This window comes from Pseudomonas sp. DW-iso17, assembly GCF_058725345.1.
On the sequence record NZ_JBZXEA010000012.1, the window covers coordinates 62,882 to 75,306 of the forward strand.

The 12,425-nt window shown below is 61.4% G+C and carries 14 protein-coding genes; 9 read left to right on the forward strand and 5 right to left on the reverse strand.

Translation table 11 applies throughout. The features are described 5' to 3' along the window. Positions 1-62 precede the first annotated feature (62 nt). Together AC4PS6_RS11945 and AC4PS6_RS11950 are read left to right on the forward strand one after the other, a co-directional pair. Complete coding sequence (locus AC4PS6_RS11945; protein WP_019818577.1) at positions 63-1,025, forward strand: alpha/beta hydrolase; 963 nt, start codon at positions 63-65, stop codon at positions 1,023-1,025. 99 nt (positions 1,026-1,124) lie between these two features. Further along, positions 1,125-1,928, forward strand: coding sequence for a hypothetical protein (locus AC4PS6_RS11950; RefSeq protein ID WP_019818578.1), 804 nt, complete (start codon positions 1,125-1,127; stop codon positions 1,926-1,928). 128 nt (positions 1,929-2,056) lie between these two features. On the opposite strand, the gene prmB is transcribed toward AC4PS6_RS11950, so the two are convergent. Then, positions 2,057-2,965 (reverse strand): 50S ribosomal protein L3 N(5)-glutamine methyltransferase, encoded by a 909-nt coding sequence (gene prmB / locus AC4PS6_RS11955; RefSeq protein ID WP_014719279.1) that lies wholly within the window; start codon positions 2,963-2,965, stop codon positions 2,057-2,059. 240 nt (positions 2,966-3,205) lie between these two features. Here prmB and AC4PS6_RS11960 point away from each other — a divergent pair, with 240 nt between their 5' ends. The 5 genes from AC4PS6_RS11960 (at position 3,206) to AC4PS6_RS11980 (ending at position 5,983) form a co-directional block, all read left to right on the forward strand. Beyond that, positions 3,206-3,796 carry a cysteine hydrolase family protein gene (locus tag AC4PS6_RS11960; RefSeq protein WP_336827305.1) on the forward strand — a complete coding sequence of 197 codons (591 nt, stop codon included), beginning with the start codon at positions 3,206-3,208 and terminating at the stop codon, positions 3,794-3,796. 136 nt (positions 3,797-3,932) lie between these two features. Further along, positions 3,933-4,253 (forward strand): hypothetical protein, encoded by a 321-nt coding sequence (locus tag AC4PS6_RS11965; protein ID WP_014719281.1) that lies wholly within the window; start codon positions 3,933-3,935, stop codon positions 4,251-4,253. A 75-nt stretch (positions 4,254-4,328) separates the two neighbouring features. Beyond that, positions 4,329-4,886, forward strand: a complete 558-nt coding sequence (locus AC4PS6_RS11970) for a Smr/MutS family protein (protein ID WP_336827304.1) — start codon at positions 4,329-4,331, stop codon at positions 4,884-4,886. A gap of 78 nt (positions 4,887-4,964) precedes the next feature. Next, positions 4,965-5,510, forward strand: a complete 546-nt coding sequence (gene folE / locus AC4PS6_RS11975; RefSeq protein WP_014719282.1) for a GTP cyclohydrolase I FolE — start codon at positions 4,965-4,967, stop codon at positions 5,508-5,510. A 101-nt stretch (positions 5,511-5,611) separates the two neighbouring features. Next, positions 5,612-5,983 (forward strand): glutathione S-transferase N-terminal domain-containing protein, encoded by a 372-nt coding sequence (locus tag AC4PS6_RS11980; RefSeq protein WP_020302241.1) that lies wholly within the window; start codon positions 5,612-5,614, stop codon positions 5,981-5,983. A 120-nt stretch (positions 5,984-6,103) separates the two neighbouring features. Here the strand turns inward: AC4PS6_RS11980 and AC4PS6_RS11985 are convergent, their stop codons facing one another. From AC4PS6_RS11985 to AC4PS6_RS11995, 3 genes are read right to left on the reverse strand one after another with little or no spacing between them, the layout of a single operon-like run. Continuing rightward, positions 6,104-6,424, reverse strand: a complete 321-nt coding sequence (locus tag AC4PS6_RS11985) for an AtuA-related protein (RefSeq protein WP_020302240.1) — start codon at positions 6,422-6,424, stop codon at positions 6,104-6,106. Beyond that, a complete protein-coding gene (locus AC4PS6_RS11990) occupies positions 6,421-7,746 on the reverse strand; it encodes an acyclic terpene utilization AtuA family protein (RefSeq protein WP_336827303.1) in 1,326 nt (441 codons plus the stop codon). The genes AC4PS6_RS11985 and AC4PS6_RS11990 overlap by 4 nt, the downstream gene beginning before the upstream one ends. A 1-nt stretch (position 7,747) precedes the next feature. After that, a complete protein-coding gene (locus AC4PS6_RS11995; protein WP_336827302.1) occupies positions 7,748-9,040 on the reverse strand; it encodes a CitMHS family transporter in 1,293 nt (430 codons plus the stop codon). Positions 9,041-9,165: 125 nt separating this feature from the next. Between AC4PS6_RS11995 and AC4PS6_RS12000 the strand changes: the two genes are divergently transcribed. Further along, positions 9,166-10,062: a LysR family transcriptional regulator gene (locus AC4PS6_RS12000; RefSeq protein WP_020302237.1), complete on the forward strand. Its 897-nt coding sequence runs from the start codon at positions 9,166-9,168 to the stop codon at positions 10,060-10,062. Between the two features lie 102 nt (positions 10,063-10,164). Here AC4PS6_RS12000 and AC4PS6_RS12005 read toward each other — a convergent pair whose 3' ends face one another. Continuing rightward, positions 10,165-10,767, reverse strand: a complete 603-nt coding sequence (locus AC4PS6_RS12005; RefSeq protein ID WP_492180842.1) for a glutathione S-transferase family protein — start codon at positions 10,765-10,767, stop codon at positions 10,165-10,167. A 290-nt stretch (positions 10,768-11,057) separates the two neighbouring features. Between AC4PS6_RS12005 and AC4PS6_RS12010 the strand changes: the two genes are divergently transcribed. After that, positions 11,058-12,404: an NCS2 family permease gene (locus AC4PS6_RS12010; RefSeq protein ID WP_014719288.1), complete on the forward strand. Its 1,347-nt coding sequence runs from the start codon at positions 11,058-11,060 to the stop codon at positions 12,402-12,404. Positions 12,405-12,425 lie beyond the last annotated feature (21 nt).

Consider the following 12,425-nt stretch of genomic DNA (forward strand, 5'->3'; position numbering starts at 1 on the left):
TTCATCCTCGAAACCTTACCGGTAGACGTTGGTCCAACCGGCACCTCTCCAATGATGGCGCTATGATGCTGCGAGTTCTGCTGTTCACCCTCACCCTGTTCACCGCCGTGGCCCAGGCCGCCTCCCCTGTCGTCTTGCAACGCCCGATCAGCCTGGACACCGGCAGCGGCCAACTCTTTGGCTCGCTGCTGTTGCCGCAATCGGATAAACCGGTGCCGGTGGTGCTGATCATCGCCGGCTCCGGCCCCACCGACCGCAACGGCAACAGCGCCGACGGCGCGCGCAACGACAGCCTCAAGCGCCTGGCCTGGGTACTGGCCCGGCATAACATCGCCAGCGTGCGCTACGACAAGCGCGGCGTGGCTGCAAGCCTGGCGGCCACGCCGGATGAGCGCAACCTGACCCTGGAGGCGTATGTGGCCGACGCCGTGGCCTGGGGCAAGTTACTCAAGGCCGACAAGCGCATGGGCCCGCTGATTGTGCTGGGCCACAGCGAGGGCGCGCTGGTCGCCGCCCTCGCCGCGCCGCAACTTGAACCGGCCGGGGTCATTTCCTTGTCTGGCAGCGCCCGCCCGGTGGACCAGGTGATCCGTCAGCAACTGGCCGATCACTTGCCCCCTGCCCTGCTGCTGCGCAGCAATGAAATACTCGATCACCTCAAGGCCGGCCAGGTGGACGCCGACGTGCCGCGCCCATTGGAGGGTATTTTCCGACCCAGCGTGCAGCCGTATCTGATCAGCCTGTTCCGCGCCGATCCGTCGGCCGCCTTTGCGCGCTTGGACATGCCGGCGCTGATTATCCAAGGCACCAACGATATCCAGGTTGGCGTAGGTGATGCCCGGCAACTGAAGCAGGCCAAGCCCGACGCGCAGTTGACGGTGATCGAAGGCATGAACCACGTGATGCGCATCGTGCCCAATAACGTGAAGCAGCAACTGGCCTCCTACAACGACCCGAAACTGCCGCTGGCTGCGGAGCTGGGCCAACGTATCGTCAGCTTTATCGAAGGACTTCAACCCCGTTAAGCGGCAATTGGCCTCCAGTCCTGGGAAAAACGGCCGATAAGTCCAGAGTCGACAGTAAAAAGACTGTCGGCTCGCAGGGCTTGGACAGGATCGCGCCGCATGACAACCACCGAAACAACACCCGAATCGACCGCCGAGACCCCGGCCGCAACCGAAGCTGGCGCCGCAGCGGCCCTGCCGTGGGCCGACGTTCACGCCGAACATTTCAAGATGCTGCGCCTGGCCCCGCTGGCCACCGACCGCGCGACCGGCGCACGGCCGTTGCGCTTTGTGCAGTTCGGCTATGCCGAGCGCCATGATAAACACCACAGCCTGTTGCGCATGGTCATCCAGTTACCGGGCCAGCGAGTACGGCGCGAGCAGAACCACCTGGATATCTGGGTCGATCACGATAAACACCGCGTGCACTTCGGGCCCGGCAACAGTCTGGAAATCGAGCCGGCCAACCGCGGTATCGGGCGTTTCCTGGTGGCTCAAGGCGCCGCCTGGGCGAAGAAGAAGTGGTCCCACTACCGCGTCGACGGCGTGGACCTGGCCAACAAGGACGCCCTCAACGAAGCCACGCGCCTGCGCCGCGATCATTTCCTGCGTATCCAGGGTTTCGATGTGGCCTACGCCGATGTGCAGCACCTCAAAGGCAATGTGCAGCCCGGCAAGGTCAGCGAGGTGCTGGACAGCTGGAACACCGAGAAAGTGCAGTTCGTGGAGATCCTGGAAGCCGCACAGATGCTGCAACAGGCCGAGCAGAACCTGGCGGAGCAGGAAGTGAAGCTGCGCAAGGAAGAGGAGAAAGTCACCAAGTTCAAGCGTGAGGACAGCGGGCTGCGCTTTACCATCACTTGTCTGGTGGCGTTTACGGTGTTCCAGGCGGGGTTGTTGATCTGGATTGCCACACACCGCTGATAGATTGAAATGCAATCAAAATGTGGGAGCTGGCTTGCCTGCGATAGCGATGTATCAGTAGCACAAGTGCAAGCTGACCCACCGCTATCGCAGGCAAGCCAGCTCCCACATTGACCGAGTTTCTGCAGTTATATCCGGGCAGCGAAAACGGCCTGGTGTTGGCGGCACTGCTCAGCCGTCAACATAAACACCCCATGCCCACCGCGCTTGAAGTCCAGCCAGGCGAAGTCCACTTCCGGGTACAGCGCCTCGACATGCACCTGGCTGTTGCCCACTTCGACAATCAGCAAGCCCTTCTCGGTCAGGTGGTCCGCCGCTTCGGCCAGCATCCGGCGTACCAGGTTCAGGCCGTCTTCACCGCAGGCCAGGCCCAGTTCCGGTTCGTGCTGGTATTCATCGGGCATGTCGGCGAAATCTTCGGCATCCACGTAGGGCGGGTTCGACACGATGAGGTCGAAACGCTGGCCGGGTAACCCGTCAAAACCATCGCCCTGCACGGTGTAGACGCGCTCGTCGACGCCATGGCGCTCGATGTTCTGGTTCGCCACTTCCAGGGCTTCGAAGGACAAGTCTCCCAGCACCACTTCGGCCTCGGGGAACTCATAGGCACAGGCGATGCCGATGCAACCGGAGCCGGTGCACAGGTCGAGGATGCGTGCCGGCGGCTGGGCCAGCCAGGGTTCGAAGCGGTCTTCAATCAGCTCGCCTATGGGTGAACGCGGGATCAATACGCGCTCATCGACGATAAACGACATGCCGCAAAACCAGGCTTCGTTCAACAGGTAGGCCGTCGGCACTCGCTCATGGATACGGCGATGCAGCAAGCGCTGCACGTGGGAGATTTCCTCTTCTTCCAGGTTGCAATCCAAATAGCTGTCGGCGATTTCCCACGGCAGGTGCAAGGCGCCCAGCACCAACTGTCGGGCTTCGTCCCAGGCATTGTCGGTGCCATGGCCAAAAAACAGCTCTTCCCCATGGAAACGGCTGACAGCCCAACGGATATGGTCGCGCAAGGTGCGCAGGCGGGAAGTGATCACGGGGGCAAGCTCCTGGAAAAAACGACTGGCGATTCTAACAGCCTTCACCTGTACCGACGATGTACGAAAAACCTGGCGCCGTACGTCGGATTTCATCCAATTTGCCCGCATTGTGTTAAACAGGCCTGCCTCTTGACATGGCTGCACGCCAGCAACGGCGTACCTTACGATAGTAGCGATTCACAGAAGCGCTCAGCCAGTGGACAATGTCGCAAAAGCCCCACTCACAGGAGCCCCAGAATGTCCGTTCCAAAGACGATGTTTCAACTCAGCGGTCGCGGTTACGCAGCAGCCAACCTCAATCATGCGACCCTGGTGATCATCGACGCCCAGAAAGAATACCTCAGCGGCCCGCTCGCCCTCTCGGGCATGGACGCGGCGGTAGGGAACATCAAGCAGCTTGTGACCGCAGCGCGCAGTGCCGGGCGCCCGATTGTGCATGTGCGCCACCTGGGTACCGTGGGCGGCCTGTTTGACCCCCAGGGCGAGCGCGGCGAATTCATTCCGGGCCTTGAGCCTGAGGGTGACGAAACCATCATCGGCAAACTGCTGCCCAGCGCCTTCCATGGCACCGGCCTGGAAAAGCACCTGCAAGACCTCGGCTCCCTGGACCTGATCGTCTGCGGTTTCATGAGCCACTCCAGCGTCAGCACCACCGTGCGCGCGGCCAAGAACCTGGGCTTTCGCTGCACCCTGGTGGAAGACGCCTGCGCCACCCGCGACCTGCCCTACAAGGGCGGTATCCTGAGCGCCGAGCATGTGCAGCAAACCGAAATGGCCATCATGGCAGACAACTTCGCCACCCTGGCGCTGGCCAAAGACTTGATCTGATCCTGCTGGCGGTGAGCGGCGTGTTTATTGCTCCGCTCATCCGCAAAGCCCTTTCATTTGGCGCATTTACCTCTCCCCCCGGAACAACCTGTGTATCTTCCGGTCGAAGGGCCGATACCCTGGAGGAAAGGTCGGAATGAAGATATCCGATGGTTTTGATGCTCGTCGCTTGCGCCCCAAGGGCCCGAGCAATTGGCGTCTGCGCCTGGTAGCGTGCATGGCCGCGTTGCTGGCGATAGTAGGCTTGTTGTTGGCGGGCGCTGGTGGCGCCGGCCTGTTTGGGCATTCGCCCGCCCTGGGCGAACTGAATGCCAGCCCGGGCGGCTCGGCACTTCTGCTGGGGATCGGCTTGCTGGTGCTGTGGTTGGGCGTGTGGCTATGGCGTCGCAGCCGTCGGAAAATGCGCCAGCCGCTGTCGTTGAATATCGCCTCTCACCTGATGAAAAAGCACGACTGATGGCGCTTGGATAGCGTTTCCTGCGCCCTGGCCGCCGCGATTTAGGTAAACTGCCCGCCCTTCGCGGAGGCTGACATGCAAGACGACGATTTTTCCCTGTTCAAAAACGAGCTGCGCGGCGTCAAGCCGATCAAGCACGACCGCGCCGACACCGGCAAACCCAAGACTGACCGGGCGCAGATCGCCAAGCTGCGCCAGGCCGCGACCGTGCGCACCGATGCCACCACCGTGGATGGCCTGTCTGACCAGTTCGTGATCGACGTCGGCCCCGAAGATGAACTGATGTGGTCCCGCGACGGCGTGCAGGAAAGCCAGATGCGCAAGCTCAAGGCTGGCCAGATCCCGTTCGAAGGCAGCCTCGACCTGCACGGCATGACCGTGGAAAAAGCCCGGGAAACCCTCTGGGCCTTCCTGGCCGAAGCGACCAAATTCGAAATCCGCTGCGTGCGCGTCACCCACGGCAAGGCGGTGCGGTTGGACGGCAAGCGGCCGATGATCAAAAGCCACGTCAATACCTGGCTGCGCCAGCATGTCCAGGTGCTCGGCTTTACCTCCTGCCAGGCTCGTCACGGCGGCGCCGGCGCGGTGTATGTGATGCTCAAGCGCACCATGATGGAAGGGCGCGACGAGTAACAAGTGCCATCGTCAGGCTTGCAGCGATGTGTCCGCCACCGTAACCTTGCGCTTTGCGAAAATCCCACAGGTAGTTTCATGTCCCTGGAACAGAATTACACCGCGATCCTCGGCCAACTCGGCGAGGACGTGTCCCGCGAGGGCCTGCTCGACACGCCAAAGCGTGCCGCCAAGGCAATGCAGTACCTCTGCCGCGGTTATGAACAGACACTCGAAGAAGTCACCAACGGTGCCTTGTTCAGCTCTGACAACAGCGAAATGGTGCTGGTCAAGGACATCGAGCTGTACTCGTTGTGCGAGCATCATCTGCTGCCGTTTATCGGCAAGGCCCACGTGGCCTATATCCCGAGCGGCAAAGTGCTGGGCCTGTCGAAGGTCGCGCGTATTGTCGACATGTATGCGCGCCGCCTGCAGATCCAGGAAAACCTCAGCCGCCAGATCGCCGACGCCGTGTTGGAAGTCACAGGCGCCCTGGGCGTGGCCGTGGTGATCGAGGCCAAGCACATGTGCATGATGATGCGCGGTGTCGAGAAACAGAATTCGTCGATGATCACCTCGGTGATGCTGGGTGAGTTCCGCGAGAACGCGGCCACCCGCAGCGAATTTCTCAGCCTGATCAAGTAACCGGCCAGGCAGGAAAAAACCGGCGTTCATCGCCGGTTTTTTTTCGCCTGCAGAAATCAGGTAAGCTGCGCCCCCTCAGTCATGGGCAAGAGGTTTCAGCCATGTTCGTCAAAGCACTTCGAGTGGGCCTCGGCCACGTCATCATCGCGGGCGACTTTCTTACCCGCCCACGTAAAAAACAACGCCCGGCGGAGCAACAGGCCAAGGTCAATGCTGCAGCCAAGGACCTGACCCTGTATCAGTTCCACGCCTGCCCGTTCTGCGTGAAGACCCGTCGCACCCTGCACCGCCTGAATGTGCCGGTGGCGCTCAAGGACGCGAAGAACAACGAGCAGGACCGTCAGACCCTGCTGGAGCAAGGCGGCAAGATCAAAGTGCCGTGCCTGCGCATCGAAGAGAACGGCCAGACCACCTGGATGTATGACTCCAAGGTCATCATTGACTACCTGGACAAGCGCTTCGCTGCGATCTGAAGCCCACGGCGGTCAATGTGGGAGCTGGCTTGCCTGCGATTGCATCACCGCCGTACATCTGCTGCACCGCGGTGCCCGCATCGCAGGCAAGCCAGCTCCCACATTTGCGCTGCGGTGCTATTAAGTCGGTATTGTCAGGTCGAGATCCAGCAATGCCGAACCCAGGCACTTGCCGTGGGCGTCCAGGGCCAGCGACCGGGTTACGCCGCCGCGCAGGATTCCCGGCAGGACGAAGTTCAGCGCCTGCACGTTCGGCAACTCATGACGCTGAACCGGTGCCGCATCGGGATCGCGTAAATCGGCAAAGAACTCGGCCACGCGCTCAGCCGTCAGCTGTTCACACAGCAACGGATAATCCTCGGCGCGATAGGCAATGATCGAGATGTTCGACGTGTCGCCCTTATCCCCGGTGCGGGAATGGGCCAGCCTGTGCAGTTTCATTCTTCAATCCTCGGTTTGACCGCTTCACGGGGCAACAGCAACGACGCCACCGCCACCACCTGACGCACGCTCTTGCTCGCCCCACCGCCGCCGGCCGGGCCGTTGGTGTAGAGGGTCTCCACTTCATTGCCGATCCGCACGGCGTCGCCGCGCTCGTCACACCGGGCAGCGACCCGCAGGCGCACTTCCCAAGGCTCGACGCTGCTGCGCAGGCCGTGCAATGAGTCCATGCCGATCAACTCGGCGCGCAGGTCCTGCATGTTGACGCCGATCAACGCCAGACGTTTGAGCACCACTTCCCGCGCCAACTCAGCCCGTGCGACAGCACCGGGACCGCCGTAAGACATCTGCCCTTCACCAATCCAACCGTCCAGATAACCGACGCTGACCTTCAGCTGTTCAGGCCGGGCACGCCCGCTGGCTCCTTGGGCACGCACCCGGTCCACGCCCTCCTCGACAAACCCGACCTGGGAAAAGTCGGCCGTCACATCCGGGGTCAAGTAGGCTGCCGGGTCGTGAACTTCATAAATCAGTTGTTCGGCGCAGGTCGCGCGGCTGACCCGCCCACCGGAGCCTGCCACCTTGGTGATCACTGCATTGCCGTCGGCGTCGACCTCGGCCAGGGGAAAGCCCAGGCGCGCCAGATCCTCCACATCCTTGAAGCCTGGATCGACGAAATAACCGCCACTGACCTGCCCCGCGCACTCGAGCAAATGCCCCACCAACGTGCCCCGGCCCAGTCGCGGCCAATCATCGAAGGCCCAGCCGAACTCGAACATCTGCGGCGCCAGGAACAGCGAAGGGTCGGCCACGCGCCCGGTGATCACCACATCGGCGTCGGCGTGCAACGCGTTAAGAATGCCCTCCACACCCAAGTAGGCATTCGCGGAAATCAGCCGCTCGCCCAATGCGCCTACGGTCTGGCCATTATCCAGCAACTGCTCGGCAGACAAGGTATGCAGCACGTCATCCCCGACCACCGCCACGACCTTGAGGCCCAGGCCCAGCTCGCCGGCAATGCGCCGCACTTCCCCGGCCGCCGCCAACGGGTTTGCCGCCCCCATGTTGGTGATCACCCGCAGGCGTCGACGCCCCGCCCGCTGCCCCACAAAGGGCAAGACACGGCGCATGCGCTCAGCCAGCAGCGGGTCATAACCGCCCTGCGGGTCGCTGATGCGCGCCTGTTGCGCCAGGGCGATGGTGCGTTCGGCCAGGCATTCGAAGACCAGGTAATCCAGGTCGCCGTGTTCGGCCAGTTCCACCGCAGGTTCTATACGGTCGCCGGAGTAGCCGGCGCCGGAGCCGATGCGCAAGGTGTTCATCTCAAATCACTCCCAGGAGCAACGCCGTCAGGGTCATCAACACCGAGGCGGCAAACAGGAAAGGAATGGTGAAGCGCTGGTGATCGGCCAGTTCGATCTTGCACAGGCCCACCAGCAGGAAGGTCGCAGGCGTCAGCGGGCTGACCGGAAAACCGGTGGTGTGCACGCCCAGCAACGAGGCCTGGGCCACTTGCAGGGGGTCGACGCCAAGCGCTTTGCCGACTTCGGCGATCACCGGCATCACGCCGAAGTAGTAAGAGTCGGGGTCAAACAACATGCTCAGGGGCATGGACAAGAAGCCCACGACGGCCGGGATCAACTTGCCGTGGCCCGCCGGGATCTGCGCCACCGCCACTTCGGCGATGGCCTTGAGCATGCCGGTGCCTTGCATGATGCCGGTAAATACCCCGGCGGCGAGCAGGATACTGGCCATGGTCAGGGCGGTTTTCGCATGGGCGTCGATGCGCGCACGCTGGGCGTCCACGTTGGGATAGTTGATGCACAACGCAACCACGGTGCCGAGCATGAACATTACCACCGGGTCCACCCAGCCGGCGATCATCACCACCATCACCAGCACGGTCAGCATCAGGTTGACCCAGAACAACCGTGGACGACGCAGCGTGATGTCTTCATCGCTGAGCACTCGTTGCGGCACCGCCTCCACGCTGGAACCGGCGCCCAGGCCGAGGCGCTTTTCTTCGCGATGGCCCAGCCACCAGGCGCAGGCGAAGACAAAGATCAGCCCGACGATCTGAACCGGGATCAATGGTTGGAACAGGTCGGCCACCGGCACATGCAAGGCCGCCGACGAACGCAGCACCGGGCCGGTCCAGGGCAGGAAGTTGACCCCGGCGGCCATCGCACATACGCAGGCGAGGATGCGTTTATCAATGCCGAGGCGCGTATACAGCGGCAGCATCGCCGGCACCGTCACCAAGAAAGTCACAGCGCCAGAGCCGTCCAGGTGTACCAGCAACGCCAGGGTCGCAGTACCCACCACAATTCGTGTAGGACGCGTCCCGACCGTGCGCAGGATGCGATCAATGATGGGATCGAGCATGCCCGCGTCGGTCATGATCCCGAAAAACAGGATCGCGAACACAAACATGCCCACCACAGGGGCGACGTTCTTGATACCGGTAATGATGAAGGCGCTGGTTTGCAGGCCAAATCCACCGATCAGCGCGGCAATGATCGGCAAGGCGATCAAGGCCACCAGCGGCGAGAGGCGCTTGCTCATGACGGCAGCGAGCAGGCACAGGATGGTGATGACACCCAGGGTTGCGAGCATGGGTTACTCCAGGGCGGCCTGGTTGGCCGGTTATTGTTTTCCCTGGAGTATTGGAATCGCGCTAGGCTTTGTAAATTGCAATATTCAGCCACCAGCGTTCGGAAAAACAAAATGAAGCGACGCGCATGAAAAACAGCATCCAGCACATTCAAGCTTTCCTTGCGGTTGCCCGCACAGGCAGCTTCACCAAGGCGGCCAACGAACTGCATCTGTCGCCGTCGGCCCTCACCGTGCAGGTGCAACAACTGGAAGACTGGCTCGGCGTCGCCCTGCTCGACCGCAGCCCGCGCCACGTGAGCATTACCGCTGCGGGCCAGGAGGCGCGCGGGCCCATGGAAAAACTGCTGCTGGACCTGGACAACATCGTCACCGGCTCCCGCGACCTCGCCGCCTTGCGCCGCGGCGTGGTGACCATTGCCGCCCTGCCCTCAGTCTGCGCAGGCGCTCTGCCCCCGGCCTTGCGCCTGTTTCGCCAACGCTTCGCCGGCATCGAAGTGCGCCTGCATGACCTGGTGGCCCAGCGCATTCATGCAAAGGTTCGCAACGGCGAAGTGGATTTCGGCATCGGCGTGCGCGCCCGCCTGAGCCACGGGCTGGACTTCGTGCCGGTGCTCAATGATCGGCTGTGCGCATTTGTACCATCGGGCCATGCGCTCGCCCGCCATCACCAACTGACTCTGGAACAATTGGCGGACCAGCCGATCATCCTGACCGGCCGCGACAGCAGTGTGCGCGAGCAAGTGGACACGCTGTTCGATGAGACACGACTGACGCTGAACGCCGGCATGGAGGCCAACTACATGTCGACCGTATTGGCCTTGGTGCGCCAGGGCCTGGGCATCAGTGTGTTGCCGGAGTCAGCGGCCGATAGCCTGGAAGGTTTGAAGCGGATCAGCATCGATCATCCCGGGGTGAATCGAGAGATCGGGTTGATCAGCCGTAGCGGGATGGGCTTGAGCCCGGCGGCGCAGCGCTGCTTTGAACTGCTCAACAAAGCACTGCCTGACACGCCGCCGCGCTAAATGTGGGAGCTGGCTTGCCTGCGATGCAGACACCTCGGTTTAGCCGGGGCGCCAGGGTGACGCTATCGCAGGCAAGCCAGCTCCCACATTGGACCGAGGGAGTCAGTCGAGCATCGCCACGTACTTGGGATGACTGGCCACGCGCTGCAACCACGCCTGCACCGCCGGATACGGCGCCAGGTCAAAGCCGCCTTCATGGGCCACATGGGTGTAGGCATACAACGCAATATCGGCAATGGAAAACTGCTCGCCCACTAAATAAGGCGTGGCTTGAAGCTGACGCTCCATCACTCTCAAGGCCTTGTAACCGCCTTTGTGGGTGGTCTTGTATTCTTCCAGCCGATCCTCGGGCATGTTCAGGTAGAACTGAATAAACCGCGCCACCGCAATGTAAGGCTCATGGCTGTACTGCTCGAAAAACTGCCACTGCAATACCTGGGTACGCAGGCGCGGTTCGTTCGGCAGGAATTCACTGCCATCGGCGAGGAAGTTGAGAATCGCATTGGACTCCCACAGGCAGGTGCCGTCTTCAAGCTCCAATACCGGGACCTTGCCATTGGGGTTCTTGGCCAGGAACTCAGGGGTCTGGGTATCGCCTTTGAGGATATCGATATCGATCCATTCATACGGGATGCCCAACAGATTGAGCATCAATTTGACCTTGTAGCAATTGCCCGACTTGTAATCGCCATAAACCTTGTACATGGGGCTCCCCTTTTCGCCGCGCTGACCAAATGCTTGCGCCCACAAGGTGCGGGTATCGAAGGCTTGTTTCAAGGCGTTGCGCAGAATAAATCCCTTGGCCTGCGCCTTTCATCCCTTTTCGCCGAGACAATCGAAAACATTATTTGCTTTATTTGTATACAAAAGCATAATTCGCTTCGTGCGAGTTCCTGACCTTTTGGTCAACAAACCCGCCGGTACCTCAAAGCGCTGTCGCCCACTCATGTGACCGGCGCTGGACATAACAATAAAACGATTGAGGAGTACTCGCTGTGGATAGCCGCAAAACCGAAGCCCCTACGTTGGACCTGGCCGCGCCCCGAGGCGGTTGGCTGGAACGCCTGTTCAAACTGCGCTTGCATGGCACCACAGTGAAGACCGAGCTGATCGCCGGCCTCACCACCTTTATCACCATGGCCTACATCATCTTCGTCAACCCCAACATCATGGCCGATGCCGGTATCGATCACGGCGCGGCTTTCGTCGCCACCTGCATCGCCGCGGCGCTGGGCTGCCTGTTGATGGGCCTGTATGCCAACTGGCCAGTGGGCCTAGCGCCGGGCATGGGCTTGAACGCGTTTTTCACCTACACCGTGGTCGGCACCATGGGTTACACCTGGGAAACCGCCCTCGGCGCGGTGTTTATTTCCGGCGTGCTGTTCATGATCCTGACGCTGTCGCGCATCCGCGAATGGCTGCTCAACAGTATTCCGGTTAGCCTGCGCCATGCCATGGGCGCCGGCGTGGGTTTGTTCCTGGGGGTGATCGGCCTGAAAACCGCCGGCATCATTGTCGACAGCCCGGCTACGCTGATCAAGCTCGGCTCCCTGCATGAGCCCGCGCCGTTGCTGGCGGCGGTGTGCTTCCTGCTGATTGCTATCCTCAGTTATCACCGCGTATTCGGCGCAATTCTCATCAGCATCATCGCCGTGACCCTGGCCGGCTGGGGCCTGGGCCTGGTGCACTACAACGGCATTCTCGCCACTCCACCGAGCCTGGCACCGACCTGGATGGCCATGGACGTGATGGGTGTGTTCAATGTGAGCATGATCAGCGTGGTATTTGCCTTTCTTTTTGTACACATGTTCGACACTGCCGGTACACTGATGGGCGTTGCGCAACGCGCAGGACTTGTGAATGCCGATGGCAAGATCGACAACCTGTCTCGCGCCTTGAAGGCTGACAGTGCGTCCAGCGTGTTCGGCGCCATGGTCGGTGTACCGCCGGTGACCAGCTATGTAGAAAGTGCCGCCGGTGTGGCTGCTGGCGGCCGTACGGGTTTGACCGCGGTGACCGTGGGCATATTGTTCGTGGCGGCGATGTTTTTTGCGCCGCTGGCCGGCATGATTCCCGCCTACGCCACCGCGGGCGCGTTGATTTACGTTGCGATGCTGATGATGGCGAGCATGGCCCATATCAACTGGGATGAAGCCACCGACAGCATTCCTGCAATCGTCACCGCGATCATGATGCCGTTGACGTTTTCGGTCGCCGACGGAATCGCCCTGGGTTTTATCACTTACGTGGCGTTGAAAGCCGGCACCGGCAAGTACCGCGAGATTTCCATCAGCCTTTGGGTGCTGTGCGCGATCTTTATCGCCAAGTTCATCTTTCTGTAGTTCGGGAAGGGCTGAAAAACC